Genomic DNA, 20,545 nt, shown 5'->3' on the forward strand with positions numbered 1-20,545 from the left:
CGGATATTTCACCATTAAAAGCAAGAGCACCTGCCCGAAGCTTGGCCTTGGCTTCCGACGAAGCTGAGGTCAGAGGTTCGAATCCTCTCGGGCGCGCTAGTCGGCGAAGGCCAATCAGACATCGCCATGAGGCATAATGATGCTTCGCTCAAAAAGTCCCGTTGCCTTTTTTTCAGCACCTTATGCGCAAAGAACAGAATTTTCGTTCGGTGACCATATGGGTGGTGTCCGCCGCGTTTTTTAGCGTCATAAGCATAGTTCCAAAAGTCCCAAGCTTAGCTCTCTGCCAATAATCTTGGAAATAGAAATTCGCCAGTTTCGTTACCGAAATGCAGCGATACCGGTCCTTTCGGTGTTGTTGACTGTAGATTCCGGCACATCATGGCAAAACTCGGCATGGATTTCATTCCAAGCAAACGCATATCATATCTACACACAATAATCCTGAAGCTCGACTGACGATGGTTGGGCTCTGATTAACCAATTTAGTCACGTAGATAAAGAATTTCCGGCAAAACTACTTCCCATTGCCCACACCGAAGACCCTCTTCCTCTTGCTTTTTTTGTCGTGCCAAAATGGCCGAAACCCGTACCGCGATAATTTCACCTTGCGGAGGCTTAAATGCCTGAGACATCCGGGATACCGTCAGACCGTTTTGATCGGCCAGTTCCCAACCGGCTTTACCGTCGCTTCGTGGCCGTAAGATTAATTGACTACCATAGTCCAATTCTGCAATGGCTCGATGAATGGGTTTATCCGAAGCAAAATAGCCTGGCCACGATAAGATGACTTGCCCAGGATCTGCAATCCAGCTGCGTTGATTCAATACTTGGCTCTCGTGTTGAAGAGCGGGACGCGATTTCAAACAGAGATCTTCGCAGTCCCGGATAAAGGGATGCGGCTTGCCTAATCGGGCGCATAAGGTAAGCGTTTGGCGCGCCCGGGTCATCGCGACATAGAACAAGCGCCGTTCTTCGTCATTCGCTGCCTGCCACCCGCCTGCGTCCAGAATCAACACGTGGTCGAACTCCAAGCCTTTGGCGCGATGGGCGGTCAATAACAGGAGCGGCGCATGTTGACTCGCACTGGCGCCTGATGAGCTTCCCGTACGGAATTCATAAAGCGCCTCGACCACATCAGATATCACGAGCGGACAACCCGGCGCCATCGATTCGCAACCGATAATAAACTGGGCCAGCATGGCCTGATAAGGGTGCTCGATCAGGTCATTGACCGATTGCCGGTAGCGCCGCTTGAACCAACGAGACAATGCGCCCCAGCGTAGCAGCACATGCGATCTTCGCGTCTGCTTGAGCAGCGACAGCAGGCTGTGGCCTTCCCTTGCGCTATGCAAATCGAGCAAAGTTTCGTCCCGCATCAGCCGCACGGGAATGCCTTTATGGCGGCATAAGACCGCCATCGGCTCCAGAGCATCCCAATGCCGGGCAATCACCGCAAATCGTCCCCAAAAAACCATTTGGGTGGCATTTTTCAGCGCATTCAGCCGCATCAGTTCCGCCTGGGCTAACTCGACTTCGCCATACAGATGCGAAGGCGTTTCGAGTATGTGAACCCGGCCTTGGGTTAAAGGGTCGAGCGCGACAAACTCACCGCCTTCCGGCGCTTCACGGCGCGCATGATTGACCCGAAGGGTCTGGCGGGTCTTCATCCGATCCTTCAGCGGCGCAATCACCCGGTTGGCGCAGTGAATGATGTGCGCGGTGGAGCGATAGTTCTCGATCAGGTAATAGGTCTTGGCCTGATAATCCGTCGTGAACTGTTGGATAAAACGCACATTCGCCCCACCAAAGGCATAAATATTCTGGTCGTCGTCACCAACCACCATCAACGCTAACTTGTCTTCCTCGCTGTTCAGGGAACGCCCTGCCAGCGCGCTGATCAAGTCATAATGCTCGGCATTGATATCCTGGTATTCATCGACCAGCAAATAGCGCAGTCCCGACAGCAACCGGTCGCGCTGCACCGAAGGACCGAGATCGTCGCCTGTTTCAGCTTTTTTCAGCTGCGCCGTCGCCTTGTTGATCACGGCCGAAAAGTCGATACTCTCCCCCCGCTCCGCCGCTACCGCATAGCTGGTGCCGGTCAGTCGCATCGCCAAGCCATGCAGCGTTTGCACACTCACGCCGGCCGCATCGGCGCCGACCAAATCCCACAAGCGCCTACGAATCTCGATCGCCGCCGAGCGGTTGAAGCTCAGCACCATGATGTCTTCCGGCGCCACCAGGCATTCACGCAGCAGCCAGGCGACCCGATGCACGATCACCTTGGTCTTGCCGGAACCGGGACCCGCCAAAACCAGTTGATTCCCCTCCTTCGGCGCTGCCACAATCGCCTGCTGATCCGGATTTTGCAGATCGGTCAAAATGCGCCGGTGCGATGCTTCGGTAGTGGCCATTTCCAGAATCTCCTGGCGACCGGCGAAATAGCGACGCACGAATTCGTCGCGATCCATCCCGAAATAATCGACGATAAACGCCATCGCCGCCTGGATCTTCCCCAATGCCAGGCGGGCGTACTCTGCCATCACATGCACCTGGATGATTTTATCCTGATAGTGCAAAGCCAGTTCGGCATAATCGGACTTCTTGAATTGCCGGCGGCGCGCCTCGGCATTCAGTTGAATGCTCATCGCAGACCGGAATATGGCCTTGCCACGGGCCAGATGCAATACCTCGTTGCTGTCCAGATAAAGCAGCGCCGCCGCCAGCGCCGCATTCCAATCGCGGATGACCACATCCTTCAACGTCAGATCCGCCTGCAGCGCCGCTTCCAAATCGCCCTGCTTGCAGACGACCAGTAGATTATTGCCTTGGCGCTGCTCGATAAAGTGAGTAACCAGCGCCTGCGCCAGTCGCATACGTTTCTGCCGAATGAGTTCGATGTCCTGCCAACTGCGCAGCAATTTGACATAGCGGTTGTCCTGCCCGGCCGGGCGCAAGGCGAAAAAACCGCGCTGGCCGGCGCCACTGCCGAACGCCTCCGCGAACGATTTCATTAGCCGGGACAATCGGTCCGGCTCCAGGTCGACGCCGGCATCGCGGCGCAGGGTATCGCAGAGCCTGCGGACATTCAGTAGCTGACAGTCTTCACGGTCTGCGTCGGGCGCCAACTCGCGCAAATTCGCGATCAAGGCATCTTCCAATTTATGCAGTTTTTCCAGGCGTTCTGCCGTATCCGGATCGCGGTACAGCGTCACCCCGATTTCGGTATCGTTGGACACCAACTTCAAGCGATCGAGTTCGCGCAGCATCTGTTGGATTTCATAGGAAGTCCGCCCGGTCGCCAGCATCAAATCGTCGGTGCTGATGCCTTCGACCTCCCCGCAGGAAAACAACTGGGTCAGCAGTTCGATATAAGGTTCGATATTCGTCTTTGACCCAAGCTTTTTTTCCAGTACCGTACGGGCTTCCTCCAGACTGGCCACCAAGAGGCTACCGGGAAAGACGCGCGTATGGTTTTCCTGGCGCTCCAAGAGGTGAGCTTCTTCAAGCCAAGCTACCGCGATCCGAACTTTCGTATCCGCATCGGCCGCGTCCGGATCGATGCCGTGTTTGTCTGGAATCTCGAGCAAGATCTCGCCGCTGGTTACGACCACGGCGCCTTCGCTGCGGTCTTTCTTCTCGATGCTCCGGAGCGCCTTCAGAATCGCGTGAATGTCATGTTGAGTCAGCCGGGAGTTGCGCAGCAGGCGAAACTGCACATCCAGATCGGCATCGTCGTACAACAGGACACACCGGGCTGGCGCCTGATCGCGTCCAGCCCTACCCGCTTCCTGCAGATAATTTTCCAGCGAGCCCGGCGTATCCAGATGTATCACCAAGCGCACGTCAGCCTTATCAACGCCCATCCCGAACGCATTGGTCGCCGCGATCACCCGCACGTCCCCAGTGATGAACGCCTCCTGCACCTGGCGCTTTTGTTCCGGCAGCATTCCGCCGTGAAAAAAACCGCAGTCCAGCCCCGCCTGCTTCAGAAAATCGGCCATTTCCTCGACCGTCTTCTGGCGCGCACAAAATACGATCGCCCCGCCCGGCTCGCGCAAGGCTTCCTGCAAGAGTCGCAATACCTCCGGGTATTTGGCCTGGGCGGGCACGGCATGGACTTCATACAGCAGGTTCTCGCGGCTAATGCCCCCACTCAAGGTTTCCAAGGTGATGCCCAAGCGCTTGTGAAAATGCTCGACAATGTCCTGGACGACATCGGGCTTCGCCGTCGCGGTAAAGCAGAACACGGGCGAAGGTTTGTCTTTCTGTCGCGTTTTGATGAAGCGGGAAACGTACAGATAGTCCGGACGGAAATCGTGTCCCCATTTTGACAGGCAATGAACTTCATCGAACACCCAGGCGCCGATCTCGCGGTGCGTTAAAGCGTTCGTAAATGCAGGGCTCCGAAATTGTTCCGGCGCCACAAAGATCAAGCCGAGATCTCCGAGCCGCAGTTTATCGAGCATGGCGCGCCGTTCAAGGGGATTCAGCAGGCTGTTCAAATAGCCGGCGCAGGTAATCCCGCGTGCTTCCAGATTATCGACCTGGTCCTTCATCAACGATTGCAGCGGGGACACTATCACCGTCAGGCTGCCGTTCCGGTAAAAGCGGGCCAGCGCCGGCAACTGGTAACACAAGGATTTGCCGCCGCCGGTCGGCAGAATCGCAAGAGAGGGTTTACCGGCAAAGCCGTGTTCGACGATCGCTTGCTGGAGCGAGCGCCCGTCGGCCGTCGTAGGCGTATCACGAAATCGGGTGATCCCCGGAAAATAGTGCGGCAGCAGCTTGAGCAAGTCATGCTGTTCTCGGCACCAGGCACAGGTCGGATCCGTACAGGGCACATCGCGCAGCCTGGTGATCAGCTCGCGCGTTTTCGGAAATGACAGGCTGACCCAAGGCGGCAGCACCGAATTGCCGCCCGCGACCCGCAGCCAAGTCAATGCGTAAGCCAACGGCTTGCGCCATTCCGGATCGGCCAAATAATCATTAACGACCGCTCGCTGACCGACTCGACAGACCTTGCCGTCGGTAGCGCGACACCAGGCCGCCTGTGCTTCACCTAACGAAGGCCGCAAGGCGGCGCGCAAGGTTGCGAAGAAATTGGCCACGCCCTTGCCGTTCTCGGAAGCGAGTAAAAAATGCAGGCATAGCATTTCATCGGGATGGTCAGCGACACGTTGACGTAAGGCATCGGCCTGATCGAGAAACAACTCGTAGGCCAGCTCGGCATCCCGCACCGGGTCGTTCCGGGTTGTTGTGCAGAGTTTGTAATCCTTGACCAGGCGGTGATAGGGATTTTGCGGAAAGGCGATCGGCGATAATTCGAGCGTGTCAACCAACGGCAATTGATGCAGGGCCAGATCGGGATGCAGGAGCGACAAAGCCGGCTGATCGAAGGCGATCACGTTATGGCCCAGCACAAACGCTGCTCCTTCGGCGACTTGATCTAAGCGAGACTTTAAATCAGGCGCTTTGCCGGCGATGCGAAAACGTGCATCCGTATCCGGGCGATAAACACCGACCTCCTTTAGCCTCAAACGGTCATCCCGGGCGGTTTCGATATCAATGCACAGGCATCTAGCCCGTTTAGCATTTGATTTTTCTGGCTGTTGTGCCATGGTGAGATCAACCAGATTTAAGCCAGATTTTAGGATGGGTTTCGAATTGGCTGCGAGCAATCAATACTGACCATCATTAAACTTCCTGAAATTTAGCATTTCAGCTTATACGTCCATAAATAAGGAAAAGCAGAGATCCTTTCAAATAAAATCTCTAAGGCCACAAATATCATTCGAACCAAGATAGTGCAATCGGACTAAAAAGTCCACCTCTCTACCGCATGTATGGCGGACAGTTGCTCAACTTCTTTCCTGCGCTTCGATTGTTGACTCAGAACAAGGCCAGCGCGCGGGCCTTGGGGCTCGCCGCCAAACGGTGATATTCCTCAGGTTCCGACAACCAATCAATAGTACTTACTGCAATAGGGTGCCGGTGACTTGATCAACGGTAGACCGATTGCATTAAACCGGAAACCCCGGAGGAGGTTTCGCCTAATGCCAACAGGTGAACGTGGCTGGTCATCAGGACAAAGGCATAAAGCCGGCAGTTGTTCTTTACCAAGGCGTCGCTTAAATACGCCATAATCATCTTCGTGAAAGAAAATGGGCTGACGGTTGTTGCCGCTCTGCACGATGTGCTGCGGGACATACGGCAAGTCGAGGCGAGGAAGACGGGCTATAGCTGTTGGGCAGGTAGTAAGAAACTTTCTTCATTATAAACCCTAATTTAACCTAACCCCATTATCGGCTTCCCTGCCTGATGCCTCAAATTGCCATCAAACTATCAAGTGTCAATAAGTAATATTACTTAAGTATATTTACTAATTGTAGAAGTTAGTTAAAGCATAAGACAATGCATAACTGAGCCAGGTTTTGTTGCTAAATAAAGGCTAGCTTACTTGAGTTAATAGGAAACCATCGGCACGGAACTTGAGCCTTAGATCGCGAGAGTGCGATCTACATCGATCCAATTATTAATCAGAGGTGAATAACATGAAGAACCTATCGATCGGAATTTGGACGCGCTTTATTTTGGCTATCCTTGTGTTTGGCCTACCGGGCATGGCGAGTGCCCAATTGACATTCAGCAGCATCGTGACCTTTGGTACCAGCGTGTCCGACCCTGGCAATGCATTCTCCTTGCTGGCTCACCCAGTATCGGGCTTGAATCTGGAGGGCAATGTGAGTCAGTACACGCCGCCTTATGATGCGCTGCTGGACGAGTCTCTCATTCCAAGCGCCCCCTATGCGAAGGGCGGGCATCATTTCAGCAACGGCGCGACATGGATCGAGCAATTCGCCCACGGGCAAGGCTTGGCGGCATACGCCGGGCCTGCCTTCCAAAGCAACAGTCCCAAGGCGCGTAACTACGCCGTGGGCGGGGCACGGGCCACAATTTACCCGGATAGGGTCAATCTGCCGCAACAGGTGCAAGCTTTCCTCGACGATGTTGGGCAAACGGCCCCGGCAGATGCACTGTACGTCATCGAGTTTGGAAACAATGACATTCGTGATGCCTTGGTGGAGTTCTTAACGGTGTTTCAAACGACGAACGATCCAGTCCAGGCGGCGGCTGCGGCGAACGCCGTCATAACTGACGCCCTGAGCGGCATCGCCAACAATATTCAAGCGCTTTACGCTTCCGGGGCGAGGAAGTTTCTCGTCTTGAATGCGGCAAGGATAGATTTGCTTCCTGCTGTGACAGCCCTGGGGCCGGACGTGATAACGGTTGCAGGCACCCTGACGGACGGGTTCAATCAAGGGCTGGCCCAAAGTGTATTGACACCACTCAGCGTTCTGTCAGGCATCCAGATCGCGCAACTGGATATCGCTGATCAAATGGCGACTATTATCGGCTCTCCGAGCGACTTCGGTCTGACGAATGCCACGGATCCTTGCGTAACGCCGAATACTCCGCCTTATACCTGCAAAAAACCTGACAGCTTCTTCTTCTGGGATGGGATCCACCCCACTAAGGCCGTACACGCAATCATCAAGCAGGAGGCGGAGAACGTGTTGGCTGACTATCCCTAGCCGGCAGCCTTGATTCATCCCCAAAATGGGGCCGCTTCGAATGTCCCTTGCCGCTATGGCGCGAAGGTCCAGAGGCGGCCCCATTATCCGATCTGAGCCCAAAGGCTATTTCGCCGGGTAAGGACAAGGCATTACTGCCTTGTCCTCCCCTAAGAACGGTGCGTGACAGTTTCCCGTCACACCGCTCAAGCCTTTATAAAAGCCGAGTTAACGACCCGGCAACCTGATTACCGTACTGAAGCTATTCTGCTTGTGCTACCATTCCAGACCACATGAACGGATTTACCCGGCGTGATGCTTTACGCTGGGCAAAATAGTCGTCATAGGCGGGATCATAGGGCGATGCGTCAGCTTTGATCTTGATATGCCGAACAATCGCCACCGAGGCGGCACTGAACAAGTCCAGCGGTATGGATGCTCCTTGCTTATCCTGAATCCGTGTTGAAAACAGCCAATTTTGCAGCCCTTGGCGGCGGAAATAGCGATTCCGTTTCCAGCGGGCCGATTTGTTCGGATGTCTCCGGTTGATCCAAGCGATTAACATCAGAAAAAGCTGGTGATCAATCCTGGAAAAGCTCTTTTTGGCTACGCCATGGCGGTAGTAGTTGGCCCACCCTCTCAGTTTCGGGTTTAAAAGCCGAATCAGGTGTTCCGTCTTTACCGTGGGGTTAGTTTTGATAATGGCTCTTATATCCGCTAACAAGGACTGAATCGATTGCTTCGCAGGCTTGGTCAGCAATTTGCCTTGGTATTTGCGAATATTAAACCCGAGAAAATCAAATCCCTCACTGATGTGCGTGATCTGCGTTTTCTCCGGCGAGAGCGTTAACCCGCGCTCCAATAGAAAGGCTTCCACGGCTGGCTTGACTTGCATCTCGAGCACTTCTTTCGAAGACCCGGTAATCACGAAGTCATCCGCATAAATCACCACATTGATTTTGTGATGACGCGGTGCTGCCTTGATAGCGACTTGTTCCAGACCGGCTAACGTCATATTAGCCAGCGTTGGCGAGGCTATCCCTCCCTGTGGCGTTCCAGCCAGCGTAGGAAACATCTCTCGCTCTTCCACATAACCGGCGTCCAGCCATTTCTCCAGGATGGTTTTATCCATCGGAATGTTGGCTTTCAGCCAGTCATGACTGATTTGATCGAAGCAGGCTTTGATATCGCCCTCGAGTATCCATTGCGGTGATTGTTTGCGTGCCAGGGCGTTAAAACATTGACTGATCGCATCGGCTGTCGACCTTTTCGGCCGGAAACCGTAGGCGTTGCGATTCCCTGTCATTTCCGCCACCGGCTCCAGAGCCAGCAAATACAGGGCTTGCATGGCCCGGTCGCTCATCGTGGGGATACTCAACGGCCGTTGCTTGCCGTTTTTCTTGGGGATATAAATGCGCCGCAAAGGCTGAGCCTGATAGCCTCTGCGCCTTAACGCCAAAGCCGCCTGCAATTTCTGTTGCGGCGTCTTCCAGGTGACGCCATCGATACCGGCCGTGTTCCGGCCGCGGTTTTGCCCAATCCGTTTGACGGCTAACAGCTTTGCCGCTAACGAATGGGTGAGCAGCCATTGTAAAGCTTTCACTTTACCCCAGCGCTGCTCTCGGGTTGCCTTTGCAATACGCAGCTGCAGCCGTCTCACCTGCATTGCCACAGCCTGCCAGTCGATGGCATCCCATGATAATGCGGCTGAGGATGCACCAACAGGCATCGCTGCCGTCATCATTTGCTTTTCCTCATAGGGTCGGTTCTACCTCTTCTCTTGCAATAAAAGACCCGTCGGACGTGGGCGCACTTTCGTACCGGGTAACGTTTAAACCCGTATCCGTGCCATTACAGCACGGCTTTCGCTTCTTCCGACATCCCAAACCCGCACCGCCCTAGGCGTACCTCACGGCACGCTGTCCCGGCCAAGGCCGGGAGCGATACGGGGTTTCCACGTTTCCCTTGGGAAGTACGCCGGGTTAGGTGCCTGCTGTCGACCGGGAAGCGTGTGGGTCACGAGAACGCAGCAAATAATCGTTCTGCCCGCTTCCAATACCTTTTGGTCAAGCGTATAAACCACTTCCGCTTGTCATTAATAACGATCTTTATTACAGGTTCAGATATCTTCACCGTACCAGCTATCTAGCACTCACCTGGTTTGTGGTTACCAGGAGGGTACATCTCTCGCGATTGGTACCCCACATGACTACCGTCATGCTTCGTTACGTTGTCAAGGCAGCTCTTTATTCATGCCCCTAGATTCACCCGGTGACACGGGTGGTTTCCAACAGCCTTGTGGAAACAACTTCTCCAAGCGACCTCGTGTCGCAAATTTGCCGTTAATTCGAGCCGAAATCGGCGTTAAAAGCCAGCCCGGCCGATTTCCAACGCGAGCCGCTACACCTAGGCTTGCGGATTGATGAGCATGCGAAGGCGTTCCGCGCCTACCGGTTCTTCTCTCAACAGCGGAACCACCGCATAGCGCTGCGCATGATCATTGGCTACGGCGTTAATTTCACGAAGTTCGTTCGCGGCTCTCTGCCGCAGCAAAGACGATGTGGCCGACGTCGCCGCGATACTATGGTTAATGATCCAGGCCCATGGCTCTATGCCGGCTCGTTTGAGGTCTTCCTTGAGGCTGGCCGCTTCCAGGACCGGTGTTGTTTCCGCCAGGGTAACGATCAGAACCTTGGTCAGTTTCTGATCTTGCAGCCGCATCAACGGCGTGGTGTAGTGCAAGCCCGTGCCGCCCATCTGCCGGCTGATTTCACGGTGATAGGCTCCTGTCGCATCGAGCAACAGCAAGGTATGACCGGTCGGCGCCGTGTCCATCACCACATATTTTTTGCCCGCCTCGCGGATGATCTGTGAGAAAGCCTGGAATACGGCAATTTCCTCGGTGCAAGGGGAGCGTAGGTCTTCTTCCAACAGGGCTCGGCCCTGAGCATCCAGCTTTGCGCCTTTGGTCTCCAGGATATGTTGCCGGTAACGTTCGGTTTCGACGCGCGGATCGATCCGGCTGACCGTCAGATTATCCACGGTGCCGTTCAAGGTTTCGCTCAAATGCGCCGCCGGGTCCGAGGTGGTGAGAAGTACCGGCAGTCCGCGTTGGGCCAGTTCGACGGCGATGGCAGCTGCCAGCGTGGTTTTGCCGACCCCACCCTTACCCATCAGCATAACCAAGCCATGCCCATCCCGTGCAATGTCGTCTACCAAATCCGACAAGACAGGTTCATCGAGTTCAATCGATGAATCGACATTCACATGCGCCTCGGGAGGCGTATCAACCAGCAATTGCCGTAACGCCGCGATCCCGACCAGGTTGAAAGGCTTGAGCATGACATGATCGCAGGGGAGTTCTCGCAACACCTCCGGGATGGCCTGGAGGGCGGATTGTTCGCGTTCGTGAATGGCGGCGGCCAACGGATCGTTTTCCGCTTCGATGCGCGGCAGAATGCCGTTGATGATCAAGTACTGCTGCAACAGCCCAATGGCTGCCAGTTCTTCATGGGTGTGAGCGACTTCGCGCAAGGTCGCCTGCTGGGCGCGGGCCACCAAAATCAAGCGTGTCCGCTCCGCGTCGGCCAACGCGTCGACCGCTGCCTTATACTGAGTGCGCTGTTTTTCCAGCCCGGCTAACGGACCCAAACAAGAAGCGTCGCCTTTGCCTGCTTCCAGAAAGCCGCTCCAGGCGCCGGGCAGTTGCAACAGGCGAATGGTATGACCGGTAGGAGCCGTGTCGAACACGATATGGTCGTAGTCGGCGGTCAGTGCCGAGTCGATCAGCAGCGCGGTGAATTCGTCAAACGCCGCGATTTCGGTGGTACAAGCGCCGGACAGCTGTTCCTCGATGCCTTTCAGCACCGTTTCCGGCAGCACGCCGCGTACCGGGTCGACGATACGGTCACGGTAGGCTTGGGCGGCGGCCTGGGGATCAATTTCCAGTGTCGCCAGTCCCGGCACACCCGGGATCACCGTAATTTGGTTGCCGATGGTGATGCCGAACACTTGACCCACATTGGACGCCGGATCGGTACTGACCAGCAGTACGCGGCGGCCGGCATCCGCAAGCTGTATTGCCGTGGCGCAGGCAATCGAAGTCTTGCCGACGCCGCCCTTGCCGGTAAAAAACAAAAAGCGCGGCGCGTGATCGAGAAATTTCATGTCAGCCATGGCGAGAGTCCTAAATGGTGATTAGCAGCATTTACTGCCGCTGCAGCAACTGGATTGCGGCTTTGCTTCCGCCTGGACAATACCGGCCCAACGTGCCAGTTCGCTACGGTTGGGGTAACGGCCGGCCAACGCGACTTCGCCGTTAACCAGAATCAATGGCAGCGCTTCCGCGCCGGAACGTTCCAGAAAGGCTTTTGCGGTGGCGTTTTCGGCGAAGGCCATGGGTTGCTGGGCCAGATTGAAACGCTCGATCTGGGCACCATTCTGTTTGGCCCAATCGACATCGGCGGAAAAGTCGACTAATTGTTGATCCACATCCACGCCGCAAACGCCGGTGCTGCAGCACAAGGCAGGGTCAAATACTTGAATGTTTTTCATGAGGGTTCTCCTTAAAGTTTAGGGTAACAAGGTACCGATGTGATCCAGTTCCGCTTTCAGGCGTTCGTGGTCGATTTGTAATTCGTTGAGCGGTAGCGCCAGAAAGGTTTCGATGCGGTAACGCAGAATACGATAGGCGATCATAAAGGCGGCGTCGATTTTCTCGTCGCTGCCGGTGACATGGGCTGGGTCTTCGACGCCCCAATGGCTGCGCAGCACCGGTCCGAGATAAACCGGGCAGGTTTCGTTAGCGGCGTTGCCGCAGACGCTCAGCACGATATCGGGCGTGACCGGCAGATCATTCCAGGATTTGCTGTAATACCCTTCGGAGGCAATACCTTCTCGTGCCAGCAAGGCGAGTGAACGAGGGTGAACTTGCCCCGTGGGTTTGCTGCCTGCGCTCATGGCTCGCCAGCCTGCCGGCGCCAAGTGGTTGAAGGTGGCCTCGCCGAGAATGGAACGGCAGGAATTGCCGGTACAAAGAAAAAGCACATTCATAAGTAAGAATCTATTTGATCAGAGGGTGAAGGATTCGTATCAGATAAGACCGCTGTTGACTGGCTTTCAAAGCACTGCTCGGGATGGCCGGCACAGCATTCGGCGGTCATATAAACAATCAGATCCTGCATGACGGCCAGATTGGCGCGATAACGCTGGTAACGACCTTCTTGGGTGACGCTAACTAAACCGGCATGTGTCATCGCTTTGAGATGAAACGACAGATTAGTCGGTGGCAGGGCCAATAACGAGGAAATCTCCCCGGCGACCAGTCCGGTGGGCGCGCGTTTAACCAATAGGCGGAACACATCCAGCCGCACGCCGGAAGCCAGCGATTCAAACAATGTTGTTGCAAGTTGCTTATCCATACGACAATTATACAATAATTGTTGAAATATTGTAATGATAGTGACTAAACTTTGCGTTAGTAGGTCGGAAAAAGCCCTGGCTGTTCTAAAATTTGTTTATTTTTTCAGCAGCGACAGAATTAGAAGTGGTAATGCGCTCCCAAGCCGATATACTCCACTTTATCTTTATAAAACTGCCCGCTCGGAGAAAAACCGTTATAGTATTCCACAAGAACCTGAAGCTTCCGACTCAGGACTTGTAAATTATCGAATTCTACCCCTGCCCTGGCTGAGACATCGGTATTCCAGTTATTTTCCTCAAAATTCTTGATGTCAACCGCAACGATGGGGCGCATTGAGGCAACATCGATGCGCCACGGGCTTCGAAACTCAATACCGTATTGCGCCGACCACGGCTTAAGCGCCGAAGGCTCGGTATGGAACAGACCGCCCCCGCCGCCATACAAGCGCACGCCATAGGGAAGCTCATAAGAGAGTCTCAGATCGACTCCTTCGTAACTGAGGTTAACGCGCTCGAATTTAGTATCTATCTTGCGCAGCAGAAACTCGTCGCCAAGATGTGAGCTCTGATGATAAAGTCGGCCAAAAGCGGAAAATTGACCGGCGCGCACGCTTGAATAAATTGATGCAATAAAATCGGTATTGACCAGATCGGACGATGACGCATCCAGATTGAAGTCACTAAAGACCCCGGCCTGAATTCCAGCTTCCCATTGCACAGTGGATTGTCCGAAGTTGCCGCGGTAAAACGGTATGGTTTCACCGAAACTCACGGAGGCTATATCTTTTCCATCAAAATTGTCACTCTGGAAATTACGGAAAGCCGCCGAGAAATGAGCCCAGCGCGGATCCGCCAATAAGGGCTTGAATAAATGACCGGCAGGAAGAAGCCCTGTGGGTAAAATAATGGATTCAGTCGTCGACTCAGCCTCATCGGCGGGAACCTGCCCTCCCTCTGCAGAAGAGTCCATAAGCGGTTGAGCCGTGGTTCCCGTTGTCTTTACCGCATTAACCCCGGGGATTTTCGCTAATAGCTGTACAGCCCTAGCCCGGTCGGCGGCTTCCAGGCCGCCTATCGGGAAATGAATGACGCCATCGCGTACGCTTAATGACTTAATCTCAAGGTTTAAGTCATGTTTTAACACGCCGGCAGCATAGCCTGCAATGTAGGCGTCATCCTGAGCCGCGGCATGCGCAAAAGATGCCGGCACCACCATCACGCCCAGAACCGCCATCAAGCGACAATAAGCCATTAATTTGTACCCGGCGCACTGGCTTTGACAGTCAGTTCCGTTTGCACTGATTTTACATTTGACTGGCTCTTGGCCGCTTCTATCGCTCTGCCGATATTTAGCTCGGAATCCACCGTGCCGCTCAGCTTCACTACGCCATTCACCGTAGTCACTTCAATTTGGGAAGACTTCAGGAAGGGATCATTTAATAGCGCCGCCTTAACATTCATGGTAATCACAGAATCATCGATGTATTCTCCCGCGGACTGGGTTTTGTCGGTCACCGACTCCTTTGCATTTTCCAGTCGTTTTTCTGTCTTTTCCGTCGCTTGCTCAATCTTTTGCTCGGCATTTTCAACCGCTCGATCGATTTTTTGCCCTGCCTTTTCTGCCGTTCCTTCTTGTTCGCAACCGGCCAGTCCGAGCACAGCGGATAAACAGGTTATCAGAAGAATTCTAGGGGCTAATACATTTTGCATGCATTCATTTATCGTTTTCATGAGCGATCCCTTATTGTTGGGTTTTTAAAAGTCCGCCAAAAGACATAGAAGGACTCACCTTCTAAAACATCGGAGGCAAGAAAACCTCGTTATTTAGATTAAGAAAATATTCGTAGAATGCTAGCGTTAAGATCAGGCCCTGTCTGTATGGTATCGCACATGAAGCGGCTAGTATCGATACTTGTGACCCAGGCTTTAGAACCCATACCCCAGGCAGGAAAAATTGTCCGCTTTCAACATGCAAGACCCGATCAGCGGATATCCGCCATCTATTTGGAATAACGGTGTCAAAATACCCTCGCCTTCGGAGTTGAAAGACGGGATCCCTTTCCACTTTAGGAAACCTGTTCTGTCCGTATGTACACTACCGTACCGACTACGGCTTATTTTATAGCTAAAGTGGCTCCAAGGTTTTTGGCGCGTACTTCGGCATCAGATGTGTAATCGTTTGCTTTAATCCATCGGATTAGACACCTGACGAGGGGTTGAGTCATGCAATACCTTATTTTGATTGTTTATGGTTTACTGGGAGAGTTAGTCATGCAAAACCTTATTAAATTTATTTCCACATTCTTTTTGGCCCTGACGTTGATGGCTGTTGCAGGTTGCGCATCGACGCCAAGACATGAGGGATCCGGCGAGTATGTTGACGACAGTGTCATCACCATGAAGGTCAAGGCGCAGTTATTCGATGAGCCCAACCTCAGATCCGGCCAGATCAATGTAGAAACCTTCAAGGGCGTGGTTCAATTGAGCGGTTTCGTGAACGCCAGGTCCGATATGGATACAGCGATCGAAGTTGCGCGCCGCGTCCCGGGCGTGAAGTCGGTCAAGAATGATATGCGGCTCAAATAGAGGAGAATGTCGCCATGGAAACCGTAGACAAAGCATCTCATTCCGCACATGAGGCGGTCGATATGATCGCCAATGCGACCAATCAGGCCGCAGATGCGCTTGGCGAAAAAGGAAATCAGCTGAAAACTGCCGAGAAGCAATTAATGGAAAATTGCCGCGGTTATGTTCGCGATAACCCCATAACGTCGCTGGGTATCGCGGTAGCGGCCGGCTTTCTCTTGAGCCGGCTGTTGAGCGGCCGTTAGGCTTTCAAACACCATGGACCCGGACGCCGAAAAAGATGAAACGCCTGGGAGTACTGCCACGTGCGACGCTACGGCAAGCGATTCCGGCGTGCTGGAAGATGCCCGGTCATTATGGCATGAGCTGCTTGAGTTAAGCCATGATCGCTTCCGGCTCGCCGCGCTGGAGACGCAGCGGGCGGGCGAGAGCCTGGTGGCCATGATCATGGTGGGAGTGATGGTCGCCGTTTTGCTGAGCGCCGCGTGGCTGGGACTCATGGCTGCCGCCGTAGCGAGGCTGGTCGAGTATGGCGTCGTGATGAGTAGCGCCATACTGCTTGCCGTCGCTGCCAATTTGCTGCTCGCTCTGATCCTCTGTGGCGTAATCCGCCGCAACAGCCGTTATCTACAATTCCCTGCGACCCTCCGCAGTATTCAGCCCATCCCCCCAGGACGTCAGGAAGCCGAGAAATCATGATCAAGGCCCCTCGTCTAAACCCAAGCAGACCCAAGTCTCTGACGTCTCAAATCAGGCATGCGGAGCGGCAGGTGTTGGAACGTCGACGGGAAGTCGGTGTTCGCACCGATAGGCTGGTACGGAAGATACACCAACAGATGACCGCTCCTGCGACCTTACTGCTGGCGGCCGGCATCGGATTTGTCATCGGCGAAATCACCAAGCGCCCATCCCCAAGATTCCGTGGCGACGCTGCCGATAAACCACGCAGCGACAGGGCTACACCCTTGAGGACCGTGCTGAACCTTGTGACCTCGGTCCACTCTTTTTACAGAGCATTGCCTCTCGTTTGGATGATGCAGTCCTTCCGTCAACCGGGCGCGTCGTCGCAAGCGCCCGGACGGCGATATTACCCGACGGCAGCGGCATCCCATCGCTGACCTCAGCGGATGGGTATAAGTTTGATACCGTACCGACTGCGGCTCGTTTTACGGCTAATATGTTTATAAGATTTTGGCACTACCCAGGATCGCCACGAATCTGGGTTCCAGGTCGAGATGACGCGGACATCTTTGTCCGCGCTTGTTTTTAGCACAGGAGAATTCCATGACCCAATTAGCCCACACCCCCTCTGAACACGCCACGCAAGCCTGTATCGAGGCCTGTAGTCACTGCCATCAGGTCTGCCTGGCAACCGCGATGAACCATTGCCTGGAGGCCGGCGGCAAGCACGTTAAACCCAAACACTTCCGCCTGCTGATGAACTGCGCCGAGATTTGCCAGACATCGGCCAATTTTCAGCTCAGCAGCTCCCAATTTTCGCATCACCTATGCGCGGTCTGCGCCGAAGTCTGCGAGGCATGCGCGGCGGATTGCGAAAAAATCGGCGACATGGAGGAGTGCGTCGAGGCATGTAAGGAATGTGCCGAGAGTTGCCGGCAAATGGGGAGCGCCCTGCACTAAGCGTGAATCGGGTTTTTGGGTCATGTACTCGATGAGGAACGGCGTCGAATATTTACCAATTCGTAGCATCAAAACCGACCGGAAACAATTTATACAACATTGTTTTTGCTAATTTTTTTACAATCCTAGTAAAAATTGGACGCCGATTCACAGGACTATGAAATGCATCTCAAATCTGCTTAATTATGTGCCCTGAATTAGTGTTGAAACAGCAGTGATGAGCAATAACTATAGTCGCACGGCGCAGGCTGATGCGCTGGTGATCTTCGGCGTGACGGGCGACCTTGCCCACAAGATGATTTTTCCGGCGCTCTACGCGATGGCCAAGCGCGGTGTCCTCACCGTGCCGGTTGTAGGCGTCGCCTCCTCGAAATGGAGCCTCGCGCAAGTGCGCAAACAGGCGACGGACAGTATCAAGCAAGCCGGCAAGATCGATGACCGGAGCGCCCTCGACCGCCTGCTTTCTCTGCTCCAGTATGTGGGCGGTGATTACAACGACCTAGACACGTTCAAAGCGCTCAAGCAGACGCTGGGCGATGCCCGGCTCCCGGCGCATTACCTCGCCATCCCACCCGCGCTGTTCGCGACGGTTATCGAAGGGCTCGGTGCGGCGGGCCTAGCCGATCAGGCGCGCGTTATCGTTGAAAAACCCTTCGGACGCGACCTGGCTTCGGCCCGAGAGCTCAACCGCATCGCGCTGTCGGCGTTTGCGGAAGACTCGATCTTCCGCATCGACCACTATCTCGGGAAGGAGGCGATCATGAATATCCTCTATTTCCGGTTCGCCAATTCATTCCTTGAGCCGATTTGGAGCCGTAACTACGTGGCCAGCGTGCAGATCACGCTGTGCGAGGATTTCGGTGTGAAAAGTCGCAGCGCATTTTACGAAAGTGTCGGTTGCCTGCGCGACGTTATCCAGAATCATTTGTTCCAGATTGTCGCGTTGCTTGCCATGGAGCCCCCGGCTTATCAGGGCTTTGGGGCAGTCCACAGCGAGAAAGCCAAGGTGTTCCAGGCCATGCGTCCCCTGCATCCTGACGATGTGGTGCGTGGACAGTATTCAGGCTACCGGAAAGAGCCTGGCGTGGCAAAGGGTTCGGACGTCGAAACCTTCTGCGCCCTTCGGCTTTTTATCGATTCGTGGCGCTGGGAAGGAGTGCCGTGGTATCTGCGTTCCGGCAAATGCCTGGCTGCAACAGCGGCCGAGGTTCTGGTGGAGTTAAAACCGCCACCGCAAAAGCTGTTCGACGATTCCGCTCCCGTGGCCGGGCGCGCCAATTACCTGCGTTTCCGGCTCTCTCCCAACTCCGCCGTCGCCATCGCCGCGCGCGTCAAGCGCGCAGGCAAGGAGTTCGTCGGCGACCAGCGTGAACTCTACCTGCTGGATGAACAGCCTGGACAGGAGACACCCTACGAGCGACTTTTGGAAGACGCCATGGCTGGCGACGGAGCGCTCTTTACCCGCGAGGATGCGGTCGAGGCCGCCTGGGCTGTAGTCGATCCCATTCTTAATACCCACCACAAGGCTCACCGCTACAAGCCCGGCAGCTGGGGGCCGAAACAAGCTGATGCGCTCATTGCGGCAGACGGAAGCTGGCATAACCCAATATCGGTCACGGTGGCAAAATGACAGCGGCGAACGAGGTGGTGTTCCTGCTGGAATTGACAACACATATCCGGCTGCCGATCTGACGGTCGAGCGTATCAGCGACTTGATCAATTGTGACTTACCGGCCTTGAGATTTCGCCCGCGCGAGTCATTCCGAAAATGAGCTCACCATGTCAGCCAGCGCCACAGCAGCCATTGGAGTCTCGGCGTCAGACGCGTGCGGTTGTAGGCGTCCGCTGCCTTCTTGATCGCTTCAGCCTGGGTCGGATAAGCGTGGATGACATGGGCGAGGGTACGTAATCCGATCCCCGCGACCATCGCCAGGGTGATCTCGTTGATCATATCGCCCGCATGACGGGCGACGATTGTTGCGCCGAGAATCCGGTCCGTCCGCTCCTTGATGTGGATCTTCACGAAGCCCACCTCCTCGTCGTCGGCGATCGCGCGATCCACGTCATGCATCGGGATGGTGAAAGTCTTCACCGGGATGTTCCGTTCGCGCGCCTGCCGCACATAAAGGCCGACATGAGCGATTGCCGGATCGGTGTAGGTGCACCACGGAATCGTCAGTGCACTCAGACGCTGACGACCGAGGAACAGCGCATTCTGAACCACGATGCGCGCCGACGCGTCGGCGGTATGGGTGAACTTGTGCTCCAGGCAGGCATCGCCGGCGGCATAGATGCGCCGGTTGCTGCTGCACAGGAAATCATCGACCCGAATGCCGGTGGTCGTATCGAAATCGACGCCTGCGGCCTCCAGATGCAGGCCATCGACATTCGGTAACCGGCCTGTGCCGATGAGAATGGCATCGACCGCTACCGTGCTTTTGTAGTCGTCGCTGACCAGATCAACGAGCTTCCGCTCACCTTCCACGCGCACGTTGACAGCTCGGGTGTTCAGGCGCACCTCGATGCCGTCGCGCGCAAATGCGTCCGAGAGGAGCTGTGCGGCGTCGCGCTCTTCCCTGGGCAAAAACAGCGGCTTTTCCTGGGCAATAATGGTCTGCGCTCCGAAGCGGCAGAACGCCTGCGCCAGTTCGCAGCCGAGCGGGCCGCCGCCGATGACCAGTAGGCGGCGCGGCAGCTCGGTCAGGTCGAAGATGTTCTCGTTGGTCAGATAGCCGGCCTCGACGAGGCCGGGAATACAGGACGTGTTCGGCCGTGCGCCCGTAGCGATAAGTGCCTTTTTGAAGCGCAGTTTCGCGCCATCCACGGTCAGCTTATCGGGTCCGGTGAAGCGCGCCTGGCCGAAGAAGACATCCACGCCGGCCGCGATCAGCCGGTGCACCGAATCGGAACGGCTGATACGGGCGCGAATACCGCGCATGCGCTCCATTACGGCAGCAAAGTCAACGCGGATATCGCTCGGGACTTGCGCGCCATACTGCTCGGCATTGCGCATTTCGGCGTACAGCCGCGCCGTGCGGATGATTGCTTTCGACGGCACGCAGCCGACATTCAGACAGTCGCCTCCGAGCAGGTCGCGCTCGATCAGCGCGACCTTCGCGCCCAGTGCCGCTGCAGCGTGCGCCGCCACCAGTCCTGCGGTACCGGCACCGACGACCACCAGGCTGTACCGGTCTGCCGGCTGCGGATTGCGCCATTCGGCTGGATGCACGTTTTCCAGCCGCTCGCGATCGTGAGCGTCCGGTGGTGCTGTCGAGTAAGGAGCGTTGCGCTGCTGCATGGTTGTGATCCTTGAATAAAGG

16 protein-coding genes are annotated in these 20,545 nt (G+C 55.2%); 6 read left to right on the forward strand and 10 right to left on the reverse strand.

Going from position 1 to position 20,545, the window contains the following annotated elements; translation table 11 throughout:
• Positions 1 to 485: 485 nt before the first annotated feature.
• Positions 486 to 5,426 (reverse strand): RecQ family ATP-dependent DNA helicase, encoded by a 4,941-nt coding sequence (locus tag ACEPPP_RS03065; protein ID WP_374089589.1) that lies wholly within the window; start codon positions 5,424 to 5,426, stop codon positions 486 to 488.
• A 580-nt stretch (positions 5,427 to 6,006) separates the two neighbouring features.
• Positions 6,007 to 6,147, reverse strand: coding sequence for a hypothetical protein (locus ACEPPP_RS03070; RefSeq protein WP_374089590.1), 141 nt, complete (start codon positions 6,145 to 6,147; stop codon positions 6,007 to 6,009).
• 410 nt (positions 6,148 to 6,557) lie between these two features.
• On the opposite strand from ACEPPP_RS03070, the gene ACEPPP_RS03075 reads away from it, so the two are divergent.
• Complete coding sequence (locus ACEPPP_RS03075) at positions 6,558 to 7,598, forward strand: SGNH/GDSL hydrolase family protein (RefSeq protein ID WP_374089591.1); 1,041 nt, start codon at positions 6,558 to 6,560, stop codon at positions 7,596 to 7,598.
• Positions 7,599 to 7,839: 241 nt separating this feature from the next.
• Here the strand turns inward: ACEPPP_RS03075 and ltrA are convergent, their stop codons facing one another.
• The 7 genes from ltrA to ACEPPP_RS03110 all read right to left on the reverse strand — a co-directional run bounded on the left by ltrA (position 7,840) and on the right by ACEPPP_RS03110 (position 14,729).
• Positions 7,840 to 9,321 carry a group II intron reverse transcriptase/maturase gene (gene ltrA / locus ACEPPP_RS03080; RefSeq protein ID WP_374089592.1) on the reverse strand — a complete coding sequence of 494 codons (1,482 nt, stop codon included), beginning with the start codon at positions 9,319 to 9,321 and terminating at the stop codon, positions 7,840 to 7,842.
• 662 nt (positions 9,322 to 9,983) lie between these two features.
• Positions 9,984 to 11,744 carry an arsenical pump-driving ATPase gene (arsA, locus tag ACEPPP_RS03085; RefSeq protein ID WP_374090875.1) on the reverse strand — a complete coding sequence of 587 codons (1,761 nt, stop codon included), beginning with the start codon at positions 11,742 to 11,744 and terminating at the stop codon, positions 9,984 to 9,986.
• A 30-nt stretch (positions 11,745 to 11,774) separates the two neighbouring features.
• The gene (arsD, locus tag ACEPPP_RS03090; RefSeq protein WP_374089593.1) at positions 11,775 to 12,131 is read right to left on the reverse strand and encodes an arsenite efflux transporter metallochaperone ArsD; all 357 of its coding nucleotides are present in this window, start codon (positions 12,129 to 12,131) and stop codon (positions 11,775 to 11,777) included.
• A gap of 18 nt (positions 12,132 to 12,149) precedes the next feature.
• Positions 12,150 to 12,629, reverse strand: a complete 480-nt coding sequence (locus tag ACEPPP_RS03095; protein WP_374089594.1) for an arsenate reductase ArsC — start codon at positions 12,627 to 12,629, stop codon at positions 12,150 to 12,152.
• A complete protein-coding gene (locus tag ACEPPP_RS03100) occupies positions 12,626 to 12,997 on the reverse strand; it encodes an ArsR/SmtB family transcription factor (protein ID WP_374089595.1) in 372 nt (123 codons plus the stop codon). Before ACEPPP_RS03100 ends, ACEPPP_RS03095 begins: the two co-directional genes overlap by 4 nt.
• A gap of 119 nt (positions 12,998 to 13,116) precedes the next feature.
• Positions 13,117 to 14,250 (reverse strand): DUF1207 domain-containing protein, encoded by a 1,134-nt coding sequence (locus ACEPPP_RS03105; RefSeq protein ID WP_374089596.1) that lies wholly within the window; start codon positions 14,248 to 14,250, stop codon positions 13,117 to 13,119.
• Positions 14,250 to 14,729, reverse strand: a complete 480-nt coding sequence (locus ACEPPP_RS03110) for a BON domain-containing protein (protein ID WP_374089597.1) — start codon at positions 14,727 to 14,729, stop codon at positions 14,250 to 14,252. Before ACEPPP_RS03110 ends, ACEPPP_RS03105 begins: the two co-directional genes overlap by 1 nt.
• Before the next feature lie 492 nt (positions 14,730 to 15,221).
• On the opposite strand from ACEPPP_RS03110, the gene ACEPPP_RS03115 reads away from it, so the two are divergent.
• From ACEPPP_RS03115 to zwf, 5 genes are all read left to right on the forward strand, one after another.
• A complete protein-coding gene (locus tag ACEPPP_RS03115; RefSeq protein ID WP_374089598.1) occupies positions 15,222 to 15,584 on the forward strand; it encodes a BON domain-containing protein in 363 nt (120 codons plus the stop codon).
• 14 nt (positions 15,585 to 15,598) lie between these two features.
• The gene (locus ACEPPP_RS03120) at positions 15,599 to 15,829 is read left to right on the forward strand and encodes a YqjD family protein (RefSeq protein WP_024297771.1); all 231 of its coding nucleotides are present in this window, start codon (positions 15,599 to 15,601) and stop codon (positions 15,827 to 15,829) included.
• Positions 15,830 to 15,842: 13 nt separating this feature from the next.
• The gene (locus ACEPPP_RS03125; RefSeq protein WP_374089599.1) at positions 15,843 to 16,283 is read left to right on the forward strand and encodes a phage holin family protein; all 441 of its coding nucleotides are present in this window, start codon (positions 15,843 to 15,845) and stop codon (positions 16,281 to 16,283) included.
• Between the two features lie 585 nt (positions 16,284 to 16,868).
• Positions 16,869 to 17,225 carry a four-helix bundle copper-binding protein gene (locus tag ACEPPP_RS03130; RefSeq protein ID WP_374089600.1) on the forward strand — a complete coding sequence of 119 codons (357 nt, stop codon included), beginning with the start codon at positions 16,869 to 16,871 and terminating at the stop codon, positions 17,223 to 17,225.
• 217 nt (positions 17,226 to 17,442) lie between these two features.
• Positions 17,443 to 18,855 (forward strand): glucose-6-phosphate dehydrogenase, encoded by a 1,413-nt coding sequence (gene zwf / locus ACEPPP_RS03135; RefSeq protein ID WP_374089601.1) that lies wholly within the window; start codon positions 17,443 to 17,445, stop codon positions 18,853 to 18,855.
• A 144-nt stretch (positions 18,856 to 18,999) separates the two neighbouring features.
• On the opposite strand, the gene ACEPPP_RS03140 is transcribed toward zwf, so the two are convergent.
• Positions 19,000 to 20,523: a mercuric reductase gene (locus ACEPPP_RS03140; protein WP_374089602.1), complete on the reverse strand. Its 1,524-nt coding sequence runs from the start codon at positions 20,521 to 20,523 to the stop codon at positions 19,000 to 19,002.
• Positions 20,524 to 20,545 lie beyond the last annotated feature (22 nt).

The sequence above is a fragment of the Methylomicrobium lacus genome (assembly GCF_041897535.1).
GTDB lineage: Bacteria > Pseudomonadota > Gammaproteobacteria > Methylococcales > Methylomonadaceae > Methylomicrobium > Methylomicrobium lacus_A.